The organism is Lentzea kristufekii (assembly GCF_033949925.1).
GTDB classification, from domain to species: domain Bacteria; phylum Actinomycetota; class Actinomycetes; order Mycobacteriales; family Pseudonocardiaceae; genus Lentzea; species Lentzea kristufekii.
Map to the genome: position 1 here is coordinate 74,805 of NZ_JAXAVV010000019.1, position 16,330 is coordinate 91,134.

At 69.5% G+C, this 16,330-nt stretch carries 18 protein-coding genes; 10 read left to right on the forward strand and 8 right to left on the reverse strand.

From position 1 onward, the window contains the following. Window positions 1-102 precede the first annotated feature (102 nt). Complete coding sequence (locus SK571_RS32435; RefSeq protein ID WP_319987905.1) at window positions 103-1,377, forward strand: FAD-binding oxidoreductase; 1,275 nt, start codon at window positions 103-105, stop codon at window positions 1,375-1,377. Here the strand turns inward: SK571_RS32435 and SK571_RS32440 are convergent. Next, window positions 1,366-3,912, reverse strand: a complete 2,547-nt coding sequence (locus SK571_RS32440; RefSeq protein WP_319987906.1) for an AfsR/SARP family transcriptional regulator — start codon at window positions 3,910-3,912, stop codon at window positions 1,366-1,368. The genes SK571_RS32435 and SK571_RS32440 overlap by 12 nt on opposite strands. Before the next feature lie 63 nt (window positions 3,913-3,975). Between SK571_RS32440 and SK571_RS32445 the strand changes: the two genes are divergently transcribed. After that, window positions 3,976-5,598, forward strand: coding sequence for a C39 family peptidase (locus SK571_RS32445; RefSeq protein WP_319987907.1), 1,623 nt, complete (start codon window positions 3,976-3,978; stop codon window positions 5,596-5,598). Window positions 5,599-5,620: 22 nt separating this feature from the next. Here SK571_RS32445 and SK571_RS32450 read toward each other — a convergent pair whose 3' ends face one another. Beyond that, window positions 5,621-5,845: a hypothetical protein gene (locus SK571_RS32450; RefSeq protein WP_319987908.1), complete on the reverse strand. Its 225-nt coding sequence runs from the start codon at window positions 5,843-5,845 to the stop codon at window positions 5,621-5,623. Between the two features lie 61 nt (window positions 5,846-5,906). Here SK571_RS32450 and SK571_RS32455 point away from each other — a divergent pair, with 61 nt between their 5' ends. From SK571_RS32455 to SK571_RS32465, 3 genes are read left to right on the forward strand one after another with little or no spacing between them, the layout of a single operon-like run. Then, window positions 5,907-6,494 carry a TetR/AcrR family transcriptional regulator gene (locus SK571_RS32455; protein WP_319987909.1) on the forward strand — a complete coding sequence of 196 codons (588 nt, stop codon included), beginning with the start codon at window positions 5,907-5,909 and terminating at the stop codon, window positions 6,492-6,494. 34 nt (window positions 6,495-6,528) lie between these two features. Continuing rightward, complete coding sequence (locus SK571_RS32460; protein WP_319987910.1) at window positions 6,529-6,993, forward strand: hypothetical protein; 465 nt, start codon at window positions 6,529-6,531, stop codon at window positions 6,991-6,993. Then, window positions 6,990-7,715, forward strand: a complete 726-nt coding sequence (locus SK571_RS32465; RefSeq protein WP_319987911.1) for an alpha/beta fold hydrolase — start codon at window positions 6,990-6,992, stop codon at window positions 7,713-7,715. The genes SK571_RS32460 and SK571_RS32465 overlap by 4 nt, the downstream gene beginning before the upstream one ends. On the opposite strand, the gene SK571_RS32470 is transcribed toward SK571_RS32465, so the two are convergent. After that, a complete protein-coding gene (locus tag SK571_RS32470; RefSeq protein ID WP_319987912.1) occupies window positions 7,685-8,284 on the reverse strand; it encodes a TetR/AcrR family transcriptional regulator in 600 nt (199 codons plus the stop codon). The genes SK571_RS32465 and SK571_RS32470 overlap by 31 nt on opposite strands. An 81-nt stretch (window positions 8,285-8,365) precedes the next feature. On the opposite strand from SK571_RS32470, the gene SK571_RS32475 reads away from it, so the two are divergent. Then, the gene (locus SK571_RS32475) at window positions 8,366-9,310 is read left to right on the forward strand and encodes a beta-ketoacyl-ACP synthase III (RefSeq protein WP_319987913.1); all 945 of its coding nucleotides are present in this window, start codon (window positions 8,366-8,368) and stop codon (window positions 9,308-9,310) included. A gap of 390 nt (window positions 9,311-9,700) precedes the next feature. Here SK571_RS32475 and SK571_RS32480 read toward each other — a convergent pair whose 3' ends face one another. The 4 genes from SK571_RS32480 to SK571_RS32495 form a co-directional block, all read right to left on the reverse strand. Beyond that, on the reverse strand, window positions 9,701-11,077 hold the full coding sequence (locus SK571_RS32480; protein WP_319987914.1) for an NAD(P)/FAD-dependent oxidoreductase: 1,377 nt from the start codon (window positions 11,075-11,077) through the stop codon (window positions 9,701-9,703). Beyond that, window positions 11,074-11,901, reverse strand: a complete 828-nt coding sequence (locus SK571_RS32485; protein ID WP_319987915.1) for a 4Fe-4S domain-containing protein — start codon at window positions 11,899-11,901, stop codon at window positions 11,074-11,076. The genes SK571_RS32480 and SK571_RS32485 overlap by 4 nt, the downstream gene beginning before the upstream one ends. A 159-nt stretch (window positions 11,902-12,060) precedes the next feature. After that, window positions 12,061-12,795, reverse strand: a complete 735-nt coding sequence (locus tag SK571_RS32490; RefSeq protein WP_319987916.1) for a DUF4142 domain-containing protein — start codon at window positions 12,793-12,795, stop codon at window positions 12,061-12,063. A gap of 43 nt (window positions 12,796-12,838) precedes the next feature. Further along, window positions 12,839-13,435, reverse strand: coding sequence for a hypothetical protein (locus tag SK571_RS32495; RefSeq protein ID WP_319987917.1), 597 nt, complete (start codon window positions 13,433-13,435; stop codon window positions 12,839-12,841). Between the two features lie 114 nt (window positions 13,436-13,549). Here SK571_RS32495 and SK571_RS32500 point away from each other — a divergent pair, with 114 nt between their 5' ends. The 4 genes from SK571_RS32500 (at window position 13,550) to SK571_RS32515 (ending at window position 15,853) form a co-directional block, all read left to right on the forward strand. Then, window positions 13,550-14,119, forward strand: a complete 570-nt coding sequence (locus SK571_RS32500) for a sigma-70 family RNA polymerase sigma factor (RefSeq protein WP_030468711.1) — start codon at window positions 13,550-13,552, stop codon at window positions 14,117-14,119. Beyond that, window positions 14,116-14,859, forward strand: a complete 744-nt coding sequence (locus SK571_RS32505; protein WP_319987918.1) for an anti-sigma factor family protein — start codon at window positions 14,116-14,118, stop codon at window positions 14,857-14,859. Before SK571_RS32500 ends, SK571_RS32505 begins: the two co-directional genes overlap by 4 nt. 104 nt (window positions 14,860-14,963) lie before the next feature. Then, window positions 14,964-15,374: a hypothetical protein gene (locus SK571_RS32510; protein WP_319987919.1), complete on the forward strand. Its 411-nt coding sequence runs from the start codon at window positions 14,964-14,966 to the stop codon at window positions 15,372-15,374. Window positions 15,375-15,382: 8 nt separating this feature from the next. Further along, window positions 15,383-15,853 carry a YkvA family protein gene (locus SK571_RS32515; RefSeq protein ID WP_319987920.1) on the forward strand — a complete coding sequence of 157 codons (471 nt, stop codon included), beginning with the start codon at window positions 15,383-15,385 and terminating at the stop codon, window positions 15,851-15,853. Here SK571_RS32515 and SK571_RS32520 read toward each other — a convergent pair. Continuing rightward, on the reverse strand, window positions 15,788-16,273 hold the full coding sequence (locus SK571_RS32520; RefSeq protein WP_319988006.1) for a GNAT family N-acetyltransferase: 486 nt from the start codon (window positions 16,271-16,273) through the stop codon (window positions 15,788-15,790). The two genes, SK571_RS32515 and SK571_RS32520, sit on opposite strands and share 66 nt — an antisense overlap. Window positions 16,274-16,330: the final 57 nt, after the last annotated feature.

Below are 16,330 nucleotides of genomic sequence, written 5' to 3' on the forward strand. Positions count from 1 at the left end.
CCCCGGCGCGGCTACCGACTTCCGTCGCCACCTGTCACCGGTTCGAGTAGTCCTCCCGCGCACGGGGTCCTCGCGGCGCCCGGTCCGCCTATCGTGCGCGACGTGCCATTCGACCAACCAGCCGCCTTCCACCCGCGAACGATCACCGAGGTCCTCCGTCCGAAGACAGCGGACGAGGTCGTCGACATCGTCCGCTCGGGCCGGCGACCACTGCACCCGATCAGCAAGGGCTACAACTGGGGCCTGGGCTCGGGACTGCCGGTCGGTGACGGCGCCGCGGTCCTCGACCTGTCGGGCCTGGACCGCGTTCGCGCGCTCGACGTCGAACGCGGCTACGCCGTGGTGGAACCGGGCGTGAGCCAGGGCGCGCTCGCGGAGTTGTTGCGCGGCACGCCGAGGATCTTCAACCTCACCACCTCCTCGTTGCGCACCAGCATCATCGGCAACGCGCTGGAGCGCGGCGTCGGCGTGCACCGCGCCCGCGCCGAGGACCTGGTCGGGCTGGAGGTGGTGCTCGCCGACGGCCGGCGCGAGCAGGTCGGCTGGTGGCCGGGAGTGTCGGCCGTCCCGCGCCCGCACGGCCCCGGGCCGACGCTCACCCACCTGTTCACGCAGTCGTCGTTCGCGGTCGTCACCGCCGCCGTGGTCCGGCTGCTGCCCAGGCCGGAGGAGGTGCGGATGCTGCCGTTCACCTTCGCGTCCGACGACCTCGCCGACGCGGTGGACGCGCTGCGGTCGTGGACGGACCAACGGCTGATCCCGCCGACCACCAAGATCTACAACCCGGTCGCGGCTCAGCTGGACGGCTACCTCGCGCACGTCTGCCTCAGCGGGGCGGGAGAGGTCGTGGAGGCGCTCGGCTCGGTTCTTCTCGGCGCCGCGAGGAAGTCACCGCTCGTCGCGGCACCGGCCTCCACCGCGGACGAGGTGGTCCGCGCGACGTACGCGGGTGATCCCGATCCGGCCGACACGTGGTTCCTGCGCAGGACCATGGGACGTCCGGCCGAGCGGGTCGACGCCGAACTCGGGTTGCTGATGTTCCTGCCGCTCGTCCCGTTCTCGGGGAAGGCGATCGCGCTCACCGAGAAGCTGATCCGCGACTGCTGCGCGTCGACTCCCGTCGTCACCGTGAACGTCCACGACAACGAAGCCGTCGACCACGTCATCGGCATCGGCTTCCCGGCGGACGATCCCGCGGCCGCCGTGGAGGCACGGGAGACGCTGGACCGGTTGCACCAAGCGTTCGCGGCACAGGGTTTTCTGCCCTACCGGCGGGATGTCGACAGGCCGGCAACGGCGACGGCGTTGCAGGCCAGGATCGGTCAGGCCCTCGATCCGGACGGGGTGTTCGCGCCCGGACGGTACTCAGCCGGGTAGTCCCGCCAGCTTCCGCGTCGCCTCGGCCTCACCCCACCGGAACCCGATGCGGCGCGACAACTCCACCGCCTCGGCGTAGGAGGCACGCGCCTCCTCACCCCGGCCGGCCAGCTCGTGCACGATGCCGCGGTCCAGCAGCACGCCCGCCTCGATCTGCCTGTCCCCCACCGATCGCGCGAGCCGCAGCGCCTCCTCCGCCAGTTCCAGCGCCCGGTCCAGGGAACCGAGCTGGCGGTGGGCGTCGGCCATGTTCGCCAGCGCGTGCAGCTCGCCGGACCTGTCGCCGCACGCGCGCAACGTCGTCAGCGTCTCCTCGTAGCAGACCAGCGCGGCCGGGAGGTCGCCCAGCGCGGCGTGCACCAGGCCCAGGTTGGTGCGCACGTAGGCCGCGCCCTGCGAGTCGTCCAGTTCCTCGCGCAACGTCAGCGAGGCCTCCAGCGAGGTCAGCGCGGCGGACAGGTCTCGGCGGCGCCAGTGGGTGATGCCGAGGTTGTTGAGCGTCACGGCTTCGAGCTGGCGGTCGTGCAGTGCGCGGGCGAGGGCCAGTGCCGCCGTCCAGTGCCGCTGGGCCTCGCCGAACTTGAAGCCGCGCTCGCAGGCGGCGCCGAGTTCCTTCAGCGCCAGCGCTTCCGCGCGGAGGTCGCCCAGGGAACGGGCGGCCTCCAGGGCGAGCGTGTTCAGCGCGGCCCAGTCCGCCACCTCGGACCGGCGGCGGAAGTACCAGGACAGGCCTGCGGCGAACGCGATCGCGTCGGCCGGCGAGGCCTGGTGTGCGGCGGCGATCAGGTTGTCGCGTTCTTCGGCCAGCCAGAGGTCGGTCGGGTTGTCCGCCAGCGCTTCCAGGTAGTGCTTGTGCAGGCGTTCCAGCGCGAGTGAGCGTTCCTCGGCCGACTCCGAGGCGCGGCAGCGTTCGCGCGCGAACAGGCGCAGCAGGTCGTGCAACGCGAACCGGCCCGGCACCGGTTCCTCGACGAGGTGCGCGTCGGCCAGTTCGGCGAGCAGGTCCTCGACGTCCGGCACGTCGGTCAGCGCCCGTGCCGCGGCGACCGAGAAGTCGGGGCCGTCGAGGAGTCCGATCAGCCGGAAGACCCTTGCCACGTCGGGAGATCCCAGCTCTGCGTAGCTGACCTCGAACGCCGAGCGGACCGCGACGTCGCCGAGCCTCAGCTCGTCGAGGCGGCGCGCCTCGTCCGCCAGCCGCGCCGCCAGCAGCGGCGCGGTCCACTGTGGACGGGCGGCGAGGCGGGCGCCCGCGATGCGCAGGGCCAGTGGCAGTCCCCCGCACCAGCGCACGAGCTCCGCCGCGTCCGCGACCTTCCCGGCGACACCCTCCAGCAGCCGGTACGCGTCCTCCAGCTGCAGCGCGCCGAGCTTCACGTACGAGGCACCGTGCAGCGAGGTGAGCGGGCGGCGGGACGTGATCAGCACGGCCGAGCCGGGACCGGTCGGCAGCAGGCGGGTGACCTGGCCGGCGGTGGCGACGTTGTCCAGCACCACGAGCAGCCGGCGCGACGCGGTGAGCGAGCGGTAGCGCAGAGCCTCCTCGTCGCCGGGCCGTTCGCCGAGCGCGCGCAGGAACTGGCTCAGGATCCGGTCCGAGGCACCGTCGGAGAGGTCGGCGTAGAGCTGGCCGTCCGGGAACCTCGCCGCGATCTCGTGCGCCGCCCGGACCGCGAGCGCCGACTTGCCGATGCCCGCCTGCCCGGTGATCACGCACACCGCGACCCGGTCCTGCCGCGGTTGCGCCTTGATCAGGTTCAGCTCGCGGCCGCGGCCCGCGAAGGTGACCACGTCCGGCGGCAGCTGCCGGATCGCCGCCGCCCCAACGGGTTTCGCGCGCAGGATCTCGGCCTGCAGCCGCCTCAGCGACTCCCCCGGCTCGACGCCGAGCTCGTCGGTGAGCACCCGGCGGCACTCCTGGTAGGCGGCCAGCGCCTCGGCCGGACGCCCCGCGCGGTGCAGCGCGACCATCTGCTGCTCGCGCAGCCGTTCGTTCAACGGGTGCTCGCGCACCCACTCGTTCAGGTCCGCGACGACCTCGACGTGCCGGCCCAGGTCGAGTTCCGCCTCGGCGCACTCGACCCGCGCGGCCAGCCGCAGCTCCTCCAGCTGGGCGACGACCCCGCGCAGCAGGCCGGACGCGGCGAGATCGGCGAGGGCGGGTCCGCGCCACAACGCGAGCGCCTCGCGGTAGCCGCGCGGTGTGCGTTCCCTGCGGGCGGCGTCGAGCAGCTCGGTGAACCGGGTGAGGTCGAGCTCGGCCGGGTCGATCGACATCAGGTAGCCGGGCGCCCGCGAGAGCAGCCGCGAGCCGACGATCTTGCGCAGCTGGTAGACGTAGACCTGGAGGTTCTTCAACGCCGTCTTGGGTGGCGAGTCGTCCCACAGCACGCTGATCAGCCGGTCGACCGACAGCACCCGGCCGGGCTGCGCGAGGAGCAACGCGAGCACCGCTCGCTGTTTGGGCGGCCCGAGGCTCAGCCGCACGCCGTCGTCGGCGTAACACTCGACCGGCCCGAGCACCCGGAACTCCACAGCTCCCGATCGTAACCACCAACCGCATACCGGACACATGCCACGCGCCAGGACGTTCGACCCATGACGAAAACCTCACTGGCGCTGGTGGTGGCACTCGGCACCCTGGCCGCCACCGTGTCCCCCGCTCAGGCCGCCGAGCCCTACTCCGAAAGCCCGTCGCGGTCGCACGCCGTCCGTTCGGGCAACGGCTACGACGTGATCGTCGGTGGCGCCAAGAGAGCCACCTTCACCGTCAGCGACCCCGCCTTCACGATCCGGTCCTCCTCGTCCGCGGACGGTGCGCTGGCCGCCGTGATCTCCGACTTCGACGGCACGAGCGGCAGCCTCCTGCACACGGTCGACCGCTACGGCAAGTCCCGTGCCGTGGCACGCGGGGCGATCACCTCCGCCGTCTTCCACGGCTCGGTGCTGGCCTACGTGGACGGCGAGAACGTCGTGGTGGACGGCGTTCCGGCCGGCAAGCTCAAGGGCCGCGCGCCCGAGCTGCTCGGGTTCACCTCCGACGGCACCGGCCTGCTGGCCGTGCAGCACCCGGACGTCGCCGACGACAGCACGTTCGTGGGCTCGCTCGTGCGGTTCGACCTGAAGTCCGGTGCCGCCAAGCCGTTGATCACCTCCGACTCGACGTCGCTGTACCGCGACTTCAAGCTCGTCGACGTCAAGGGCGAGCGGCACGTCAGCTTCATCAAGCACAACGAGATCTACCGCTGCGGCGGTGCCGACCCGCAGTGGCTGGGACTCGCGTCGGAGCACGGCGAGATCCGGTCCCTGGTCGGCGAGACCCGGCACCACTACCGCAGCGCGGTGTGGAGCACCGACGGTGCTCGGGTGGCGTACGAGGTCATGGGGTGCGTGGCGGACAAGAAGCTCGGCCCCGGCCAGTTCGACGCGTTCAACGGCGTCTACGTGCAGGACCTGGCTTCGCGCAAGGCTTCGCGAGTCGTCGAGGGCCTGTCGTTCAACTACGCGCTGACCGGCATCGACGGCACCGAGGCCGTGATCGGCAGCCCCGCCAAGGGGTACGTGAAGGCCACGGGCCTGAAGGCGGCGACGCTCGACGGCGAGGTCACCACGATGGGCCGGCTGAACCGCGCCGAGTACATCCACCAGCTGTGGGACACGCGCAACGAGTTCAACGGCAACTCGTCCTGCGGCCCGACCAGCGCGGTCATCGACCTCGTGACCTACCAGCTGCCCGCCGAGTTCGGCGTGCAGGTCTCGCAGCCGTTCTCGCACTACTCGAAGTGGGGCCGCTACATCACCGACGAGTTCAGCAACCGCGGCACGACCTTCAACCGCACGATGAACGACTGGTCGCGCACGGGCAGCTGGAAGGGCGCGCACGGCTGGATCACCGGCTACTACTGCGGCGGCAACCCGGCCCGCCCCTGCGCCTCCTGGGAGTCCGAGCGCGACTTCCTGGCCCGCAACGGCGCCGCGGTCCAGCAGGGCAACTTCACCCCGGCGCAGGTCCGCGCGTTCCTCGACCAGGGCAAGTTCGTGATCATGAGCGGCACGTGGGGCTCGACCGCCGGGCACCTGTCCGTCGTGATCGGTTACCACGACAACGGCCAGTTCTACGTCCACGACACCTACGGCGCGGGCACGGACGGCAGCTACGACGGGGCGAACCAGCTCTACAGCTGGAACTACATCGCTCCCGTGCAGATGTGGGCCGCCTGACCTTCTGAAGCGACCCTCCTGCTCACACGGCAGGAGGGTCGCCTGGCGACGGCGCCTGCGGGGTGCGCCGGGCCTGCGCGTGCACCTCGACGTTCGTCCTGTGCGCGACCGGATCCCAGATCTCCTCGAACGGCGCCATGAGCGACTGTCCACTGCCGGTGCGGCGGGCCCGCACGGCGTACCAGGTGAACCCGGCCAAGGTGAGCGGCACGCTCGCCACCGCGGCCACGCCCAACAGGAGGTCCATGCGGCCGACTGTACAGTGACACGACGTTTCCAGAAACGCTGTGTTACTGAATGGGCGAGTGATGGTCAGGCTGACACGGGCCGAACAGCAGGTACGCACTCATGAGCACCTGTTGCGCGCCGGCCACCGGGTGTTCCTGCGCCGGGGCTTTCTCGGGGCGTCTGTCGAGGAGATCGCAGCCGAGGCCGGCTACACCCGTGGCGCTGTCTACAAGCACTTCGGCGGCAAGGAAGGACTGTGGCTGGCGATCGTCGAAGCCGACGCGGGAACCCATCTGCAGGGCTTGCGCAGCGCACTCGAGCAGGCGACCTGCCGTGACGACGTGATCGCGATCCTCAGCGGCGTGACGGACGAGGAGGCGGCGAAGTGGACCTCGGTCGCCGCCGAGGTGCTCGCCGCGACGGCGCAGCAGCCCGAGATCGCGGCCCAGGTCGCCGCCCTCCAGCAGCGTCACGACGACCAGGTCGTCGCCCTGCTCGCCGAACACCTGCGGCGCCTGGGACTCGAACCCACGATGCCGTTGCCGCAACTGGTCGTCCTGCTCGGAGCGCTGGGAATCGGCCTGGCCCTGCGCCGGGTGGTCGTCAAGGGCGCCGACGCGCACGCCGTTCTCGTCCAGGTGCTGGAGAAGATGCTTCCGACTCCTTGACAGCAAGCGTCAAGTACTTGCTATCGTCTGTCAAGTGGCGACCACCTCGGAACACGTGGACCTGCGCGACGACCTGATCCGGCTCGTCACGAGCCGGCTGCTCGACCCGCTGGAGATCCTTCTGCCGCAGGCCGATCTGACCGGCCTGCGGTCCGACGCGGAGGCCGACGCGGAGATGTGGGCGGCACAGCTGCTCGGGCCCGACGACGATCTCGCCCGGCAGGTGGCCATCCGCCTGATGGCGGTGCTGTACCCCGGCGACACCCCGTTCGACCCGCCCGAGAGCTGGTGGGCGACCCCGCTGGGCCGCATCGCCGCACGCCGCGCCGGCCATCCGAGCAGGGATCACGTCTCGTTGGGGGTGGCCGGGGCGATGCTCGGGATCACCCGCCAGGGCGTGCACGACCTCGTGAACCGCAACAAGCTGCTGCGCCATCCGGACGGTGGCGTGACCGTCGACTCGATCCGCGCCCGTCTCGGCCTGAGGAGAGAACAGTGAAGCTCGCGGCGACTGACTTCGGCGGCGACGGACAGCCGTTCCTGCTCCTGCACGGCCTGGGTGGCGACCGGTCCGCCTGGGACGCGCTCGCACCGCGGCTGAACGGGCGCGCGGTGGCGGTCGACCTGCGCGGGCACGGCGAGTCCGGTGACGGCCCGTGGGACTGGGAGGCGGTGCTCGACGACCTCGGCACCACCGCCGTCCACTTCGGACTCGACAACCCCGTCGTCGTCGGACATTCGCTGGGCGGCATCCTCGCCGGCCTGTGGGCGTTGCGGCACCCGGCGTGCCCGGCGGCGGTCAGCCTGGACGGACATCGTTCCGCCACAACGCATCCGGAGAACTACGCGGGACTGCCCGCCGACGAGGTCGCGTCCGGCCTGGCGAAGCTGAACGCCCTGTTCACCGCCCAGCTGGAGATGGTCACCCGTCCGGACCGCTCGATCACGTCCGCTCTGCGCACGTCACCCGAGTTCCTGGACGCCCTGCCGGTTTTCGCCGAGGTCTCCTGCGCTTTCCTGCTGGTGCTCGCCACGCGCAACCTGCCGGTGCCGCCCGATCTCCTGCCGTTGATGGACGCTCATCGCGCGGGACTGCGCCGCGATCTACCTCCGAACGTGCGGGTGCACGAGATCGACGCGACGCACGGCATGGTGTCCGAGCAACCGGCGGAGGTCGCCGAGATCGTGAATCACTTCGTGAGCAGTCGCTTCAGCGCCTGACGGGCCCGGCGCGGCGCCGCGCTGTCGTGCTCCAGCTGCAGGAAGTGGTTGAGCGCCAGCATGACCCCGAGGATCTCGTAGATCAGCTGCTCGACGTCCGTGTCCGGCTTCAGGTCGCCGTCGCTCACCGCGCGCCGGATGTGGATCCGCAGATCCCTGCGCCACAACGCGTTCATGCCGGCCAGCGCGTCCCGCACCCGTCCGCTGCGCCCGTCGAACTCGGCCGTGGCCGCGGTGAAGAAGCACCCGCCGGGCAGCACCTCGCGTTCGAGGTAGGACACCCAGGCCTCGCAGACGTCGATCAGGCGCGGCAGCCCCGACGGCATCTGCTTCACCTTGCGCGGCACCTCCCGCAGGAACACCTCCGCGGCCTGGTCGACCACCGCGAGCTGCAGGGCCTCCTTGGTGCCGAAGTGCCCCAACAGCCCGGCCTTGCTCATCCCCAGTTCGGTCGCCAACCGGCCGATCGTCAGCCCTTCGAGCCCCTCCGCGGAGGCGATGGCGAGGCTCCGGTCGAGGATGCGCTGCCGTGTCTCCAGGGTGTCGGCGACAGATCTGCGCGGGCTCATCTTTGTAGTTTACGTCTCTTTAGCTACCGACCGATCGGTTGCTATATTCGCCGCGTCGCCCTGCCCGAAGGAGAGTTCACCTTGTCCGGTTCCCGTGTCGTCGCGCTCGGCCACCACCAGCCCGAACGAGTGCTGACCAACGCCGACCTGGAAAAGATGGTGGACACCAACGACGAGTGGATCCGCCAGCGCACCGGCATCTCCACCCGCCGCATCGCGGCCCCGACGGAAACCGTGGCCGACATGGCCTCCGTAGCGGGCGCGAAGGCCCTGGCCGCGTCCGGCCTGGCCCCGTCCGACATCGGCCAGGTCATCGTCGCGACCTGCTCGGCCATCGACCGCAGCCCGTCGACCGCGGCCCAGGTGGCAGCGCGCCTGTCGATCCCGTCCGCGGTCGTCTTCGACCTGAACAACGCCTGCGCGGGCTTCTGCACCGCCCTCGCCACCGCCGACCACACCATCAGGGCCGGTGCCGCCCAGCACGCCCTGGTGATCGGCGCCGAAAAGATGTCCGACCTCGTCGACTGGACCGACCGCTCCTCCTGCATCCTGCTGGGCGACGGCGCGGGAGCAGCCGTGGTCAGCGCCTCCCCGGACGCGCAGATCGGCCCGGCGACCTGGGGCTCGGACCCGACGCGGGCCAACGCCGTCCGCCTGGTCGACGACTGGCAGCCGCGCTTCGCCCAGGAGGGCCAGGCCGTCTTCCGCTGGGCCACCAGCGAACTCCCCGCCATCGCCGCACAGGCCTGCGCGAAGGCGGGCATCGAGGTCACCGACCTCGCCGCCGTCGTCACGCACCAGGCCAACCTGCGGATCATCGAGGCGATGACGAAGCGACTCGGCCTGCGCGACGACGTGGTGATCGCACGCGACGTCGTGGAGTCCGGCAACACCTCCGCCGCCTCGGTACCTCTGGCGCTGTCGAAGATGGCCGAGCGCGGGGAACTCCCGTCCGGCCAGCCCGTCCTGCTGTTCGCCTTCGGTGGCGGGCTGTCGTGGGCGGGTCAGGTGATCACCGCCCCGTAGGGCTGTCTTCTGCCGTGGCGCGGCAGGGGCGAAAGCGAAGGCGAGCCACCCTGCGGCTAACGGCACGCCCCGCTGGAACCGGCACCAGCCAACGCAACTCGATCCGCGCGGCGCCAACCCGCCAGCACTCGCAAGGCGACCACCCGCAAGGCAAGCAACCACCCAGCCGAAAACCACACCACCCCAGAAATAGGTCGGTGTGGCGACTCGGGAGCCCTCCGAGCCGCCACACCGCTGGTAACGCGCGAGAGGAAGGTTCAGGCCGCCGGCGCGGGAACGAGCGCATCGCCGCGTGACGTCATCGGTCCGCCACCTGGCCACGCGGGCGACGTCGGAGTTCGCCGTTCCCGCTTGCCCTGTACCGACGACCTGTTGTCCTCCACCACCTGGTTAGGGCCTCGCGCGTCCTCCGCCCACTCGCACCATCTCCGGCCTCGAACGCGAATGCCTCCGCCGCTGCAATGGCGGCGACATCGACGACGAGACGGACGGGGGAACGGATGATGCGTGGGCGGCGACCGGTTCGGGAACCGGGATCATGGCGGTCGGGAGGACTTCCGGTGCCTCGGCCGCAGCGGGTTCGGGCTGCGTCCACACCGGAACGTTCGTCTCGACCGTGTTCTGCCGGAAGAGTTCCGGGGTCTCGGTGATGATCTTGCCCGGTGATTCCAGACCCACGATGCCGACGAGCTTGCCGTTGGCGATGAAGCCGGTGAGTCCGTTCACGTCGGTGGTGTCGGTGCCCAGGACGGGCAGGCCGGCGCCCTGCACGCGCATGCCGTACTGCTCGGTCCAGAAGCGCGGGACCGGGGTGTAGGTCTTGGCGTGGTTGCGGCCCACCAGGAGGTTCTCGGCCGCGGCGCGGCCTCCCTCGACGGCGTTGAGCCAGTGCTCGACTCGGCGCACGACGCCGTTGAAGCGCATGTTGGGCCAGCGGGCCACGTCACCGCAGGCGACCAGGTTCTCGGCGCCGACCACGTGGTTCGTGGAGTCGCACAGCACGCCGTCGGAGATGTCGAGGCCGGAGCCGCGCAGCCAGTCGACGGCCGGGGAGGCGCCGACGGCCAGCACGACGCAGGAGGCGAAGAAGACCTGGCCGTCCGAAAGGTGGATGCCGATGCCGCCGGGCTGGCGCACCCAGTGCTTGATGCCGACGCCGGTGGCCAGGCGCACGCCGTGCTCGACGTGCGCCTCGGTGATCTTCTTGCCGATGTCGTCGCCGACGACACCGCCCAGCAACGCGGGCGAGCGCACGATCAGGGCGACGTCGCGGCCCATGTGACGGACCGAACAGGCGAGCTCGCAGCCGATGAACCCGCCGCCGATGACGGCGACGAGGCCCTGCGACTGACGGATGTTCCTGCGGATCGCGACCGCGTCGTCCAGCGTCCGCAGCACGTGCACCCGCGGGTCGTGGCGCGGAGCGCCGCCCATCGCCCTGGCGTCGACGCCGGTGGCGATGATCATGCCGTCGTACTTGATCTCCTCGCCGCCGGGCACCCAGACGGACTGCTTCTTGGGGTCCAGGTGCAGGGCCGGGGAGTTCAGCCGCCACTCGGCGTCGAGGTCACCCGAGAACGACAGCAACGAGTCGTCCGGGGTCCACTCACCGGTGATGATCTGCTTCGACAGACATGGGCGGTGGTACGGGAGGTGCCGCTCGGCGGACAGGATGGTGATCTGCCCGTCGAAACCCATCTCCCGCAGCCGTTCCGCGGAACGGACTCCACCGAGCCCGCCGCCGACGACCACGATCCGTTCGCTCACTTCACTCGCTCCCTGATCTCGATCGCACGCATCGGGCACGCGCGGGCTGCCGACCGGGCCTGAGCGAAGTGCTCCTCCGGCGGACGGCGGTTGTAGGTCAGGCGGTTGTCCTCGATCAGCTGGAAGACATCGGGGGCCTCCGCCTGGCAGGTGCCGTAGCGGTGGCATTTCTCGTTGTTGACGCTCACGTCCATCGCGTCGCCTTCGCCGACACCGGGTTCCTTGCCGCGTTCGGCGTCGAGCATGCCGATGCGCATCAGCACCTCGGGCGGGAGGAACCGGGCCAGGGCCAGGGTCGCGGTGGGGACGAGAACGGTGAGGCCGGCCAGCCAGAGAACGGACAGGTTGCCGTTGGCGATGGCGCCGAACCACGAGTGCACCACGGTGATCGTCACCGCGATGTACGCCGTTTGATGGAACCTCAACCACTTGCGGTAGAAGACTTTGTGCCTCATCGAGGCGAGCACGGCGATCGCGAGCATGACCTCCAGGCCGAGGATGCCCAGCGCGTGCCGGAACAGACCGCCGTCGACGAACGGCAGGACGAGCTTGATGAAGCTGAACGTACCGGTCTGGATCAGCGTGAAGGCGAACGCGTGGATGCAGCCGAACGCGATCGCCAACGAGGCGAGCACCATGTGCCCGTTCTTCAGTCCTTCACGTCCGGTGAGCTTCTCGGCCCACCCGGTCGCGATGAGCACACCCCAGGACAAGGTGGCGCACATCATGACGTAAGCCAGCCTGGCAGACAGCTGAGCCATCTTCTTGACGCCCGAGTCGAACTCGGACGACTGGGCCACCAGGAGCGGAATCTGGCTGGACAACAACACTTCCTCCGATAGAACTCTCGCGGGAACCCGCCCGGTCCTGGGTGCAGGAGTGGACACATCAGGGCCGGGCGGGTGGGAACAGGTCCGCGTTGGAGTGCCTCTGACCTTGGGACACCACCTCCGTTTCCCGTACTGCAACGGGGTCTTGCTGAACTACCGCACCGGTCGTCGCGGGCGGAGTACTCGGAGCAGGAGCACGGTGAGAACGGCTCCCGCGGCGGTGACCGTGAGGATCACCCACATGTTCGGCCCCTCACCGGAGGCCAGCGAGGCGTTGATGATGCCGCCGGCGGGCTGGGGCTCCGCGAAGGACGAGTCGCCCGCGAGGCCGGTGCTCTCCAGCAACGTCATGTGCTTCATCACGACGTCGATACCGGCCTGGGCGAAGCCGCGGATCACGTCGTTGCGCGTTCCTGAGCGGACCTTCGCGATGAAGGGGAAGATTTGGCCGTGCGCGGCGCGCAACCGGGCGACGAACGCCTGGTCGAACGCGTCGCCTTCGAGCGCGTTGATCTCTTCCATCCACGACTGCTGCGTCGGGTTCGGCACGTCGGGCGTGGTCAGCCCGAACCCGGCTGCCGTCTTCTTCGTCAGCGCGTCCAGCATCATGTGGTCGAGCATGATCATCTTACCGATCTGCTTGACCCTGGCGTTGGACGCCTTGGTGGCCGTGAGCTCGCCCATGGGCATCTCCCACAGGCCTGCGAGGCGCACCCTGTTGAGCAGCTCGCGGTCGTTCGCAGTCAACGGTCCGCTCGGGGTGTCCATCACTCCCCCGGTGTCCGCGGGCTGCGCGGCAGCCGTGGCGGTCAGGCCGGAGAAGAGGAACAACATCGCAAAGACGGTGGCGAGGGCTCTGGTCATCGTCTTGTTGTCCTCGTCGTTCAAAGGAAGTCGATAGGGGGTCGATGAGTACAGCCGAGCAGTGGGCTCAGTAGCCGGGCGCGGCGGGCGGAGGCGCAGACGACGGCGTCTGACCGGTGCCCGTGGGGGACGTGCTCGGCTTGCTGCTGCTCTTGTTGCTGTTGTTCTGGGCTTTTCCGCCGGTGATCTTGGCGCCGTTGGGGGCGGTGACGAACCACACTCCGCCCTTTCCCTGGCCCTTCATGTCACCGGCGACCTTGTCCTCGGCGTACGTGTACTGCGGATAGCCCGCGATGGTCAGCTGCTTGGTGCCGTCCGGCCTGGTCAGGACACCCATGGAGATCGGGTCCACACCGGTCGCCATCGGCGTCTTGTCCGCGAGGACCGGCTTCCAGGCCTTCGCGCACTCGCCCTCGCAGTTCGACTTGGACGGCTTGGGGACGTCCTTGTCGTACCGGTAGAGCGGTAGCCCATCGGCATCGGTGACGAACCAGCCCATCTGGTCGTTGTTCGCGATGAAGTAGTTGTTCATACCGCTCAGATCAGCGGGTTTCGCCTGCAAGCCGCCGGTGGCCTCCCCTCCGGGAGGGGTCTGGGTGCTGCCGCACGCGGTGAGGGAGATAGCCAGTGCCGCCAGGGCGGTGATGGCTGGTCCACGTCGCATCGGCAGGTCCTTTCTCAGCGGGGGTACCGAGGAGTACGGACACGATCCGGCAACGGTTCACGAACTTCGTGAGGAATATTTGCCTCTCGACTTCCGCCGCTTGATGAGGCAAGGATGTCCCCCGTGGCGCGGCATAGACGTCAACGCGAGTTAGACGAACAATCACCAAGACCGGGGTCTCTCGAAGAAGAGTTGATCCGTCGGCTGTACGAGGAATTCGGGAGTGCCCTGCTGGGACACTGCATGAGGTTGACGGGCCATGATCGTCAGTGGGCCGAGGACATCGTGCAGGAGACCCTGGTCAGGGCATGGCGCAACGCCGAGAAACTCGAGCGTGACCCCGTGCTCTTGCGGTCGTGGTTGTTCACGGTGGCAAGGCGGTTGGTCATTGACGACAGACGCAAGAGAAGCGTCCGTCCGCAGGAGTTCGAACTGACCCCTTCGGACGAGTCGCCCTCCGGCGGCGAAGAGGATCGCACCCTCGCGGCGATCGTCGTGGCGGAGGCGATGAACGGTCTCTCCGAGGAACACAGGGAGGCTATTCTCGAAACATATCTGCGGGACCGCACTGTCGGTGAGGCCGCGGCTGCACTGGGTGTGCCGCCGGGAACGGTCAAGTCGAGGGTGTACTACGCGCTCCGTGCGTTGCGGCGTGCGTTGCACGATCGGGGAGAGACGCGGTGACAACGGCACCAGATCACCTCGACGTAGCCGCCTACGTGCTCGGCATCCTCGATGCCGATGAGGTGGAGGCGTTCGAGAACCACCTGACCGAGTGTCGGCGGTGTGCTCTTGACCTGCGCGACTTCGCGGTGGTGCCGGACCTCATCGACGAGGCCGACGCCGGCGGGATGCTGCGCGGGACGGCTCCGGAACGCCCCGACGGCAAGTCGGTGCGGGTCATGCTCGACGCCGTCGCGGCGCGCAGGAAGCGCCGACGGTGGTTCGTCGCCCAGGGCGTCGCGGCCGCCGCCGCCGGCGTCGTGGCGGTGACGGCCGTGGTCACGACCCTGGTCGTGCGCGGCGGCAACGACGGTTCGAACCAGGCAGCGCCCCAGAACCCCGGCACCTCGACGTCGCAGACGAGGGTGGCGAACAACTCCAACGACACGTCGATGGAGGTGAAGCACCAGGACCCGAACAGCGGCGTCGGCACGAAGATCACCGCGTCCGACACCCCGTCGGGGACCGCGATGGACATCGAGGTCACCGGCATGTCCGGCCCCAGCAGGGGTTCGCTCGTCGCCGTGGGCCGCGCGGGCCGTGTCGCGCAGGTCACGTCCTGGTACGCCCCGGAACCGGTGGCGGGCGACAAGAAGACCATCAAGCTGGCCGCGAACGTGGCCATGCGGTGGCACGAGATCGCGACGTTCCGCATCGTCGACGAGAACGGGAAGACGCTGCTCGAAGTCGTGGCTTCCTGACGTTTCGCGACACCAGCCCACTGCCCCCGCGGGATCCGTGAGATCCTGTGGGGGCAGTTGTCGTTTCGCAGGAATTTCGCAGAAGTTCGGGGAAGGCTGGCTACGTGGCGATAGGCCCGTCAGCGGTCGAGCGCTGGCTCGATCTGTCCACAGAGGAGCTGCGCGCTCAGGTCACGCGGCTCGTGTCCGCCCGGCTACCGGGTGATCACGCGGTGTGGCAGGCGATCCGGCGTCATCCGTCTCTGGTTCCGCGCATCCGCGGTGTCCTCTCCGGACTCGCGGCCACCGCGACCGGCAGCAAGGACGAGGCCATGCAGAGGGTCTGGATCTCCAACGCGCGCGCCGCTCTGGACCAGGTCGTCCCGCCTCCGGTGAAGGCGGTGAAAAAGCCCGTGGTTGAAGAGGTTCCCGCCGAGGAACCCGAACGTGCGATCGAGCTCAGGGAACCCGAGCCCGCTCAGCAGAGGCAGCCGCACAAAGCCATTCCGTCGATGCTCTTCCAGGAGCCGAGCTAGGGAGCCAGATGGTCGTCTTCGGATCGTTCATCTCGCTGTCAGGTCTGCTGATCCTGCTGTTCCGCAACGCCCCGATGGGCGGGCTCAGCCCGGCGGTCGTCGGCTGGGTGCTGATCCCGCTCGGCCTGGTGTTCGCTGGGCTCGGCGTGCTGCGCAACCGCCGCAAGCGCGCGCAGAACGGTCCCGGCCCGGTCGGGAACCCGATCGCGCGCCTCAAGGCGTTGCCGCGGCTGTGGAAGACCTGGCGCGGCGGCAAGTACCCGGAACTGCCGCGCAGCCAGGTCGTGATGTGGGCGGTGGCGCTGGTCTACCTCGTGTCGCCGATCGACGTCCTGCCGGAGTTCCTGCCGGTGATCGGCGTGACCGACGACGCGGGTGTGCTCGTGTGGCTGCTCAGCAGTCTTTCGGTGGCCTCAGGCTCGTACCTGCGCTGGGAGAAGGGCCATCGCGACACGGGTCGCGGGATCGAGGCCCCGTGAGGCCTCCTCGCGCATGATCTCGGCCAGGCCGGGCGAGATGTCCGCCACGGCGCGGAACCCGAGGCGTTCGTAGTACGGAGCGTTCCACGGCACGTCGCGGAACGTCGTCAGCGTCACAGCGCGCTCGGAGCGGGTGACGTGCTCGATCAGCGCGGCGCCGATGCCCTGGCGCGCGTGCGAGGGGTGCACGCTGACCTGGTGGACGTGCGTCGCGCCGTCGACGTCACCGACCGCGATGAACGCGACGGGCACGCCTTCGGCGCCGATGGCGACCCAGACCTCGTGCTCCGCGAGGTCTGCCAGGGACATCGGGTCGTCGTCGGCGATCTCGGGCATTCCGATGTCGCGAAACGGCTCTCCGGAGGCGTTTTCGATCTCCTGGAGGTACGGCAGTTCGGCTGGTTGGGCGAGACGGATCAACACGCCCGCAATCCTGGTAGGTCGGACGCGAGCGGCGCACCCGAATAACGTTAAAGT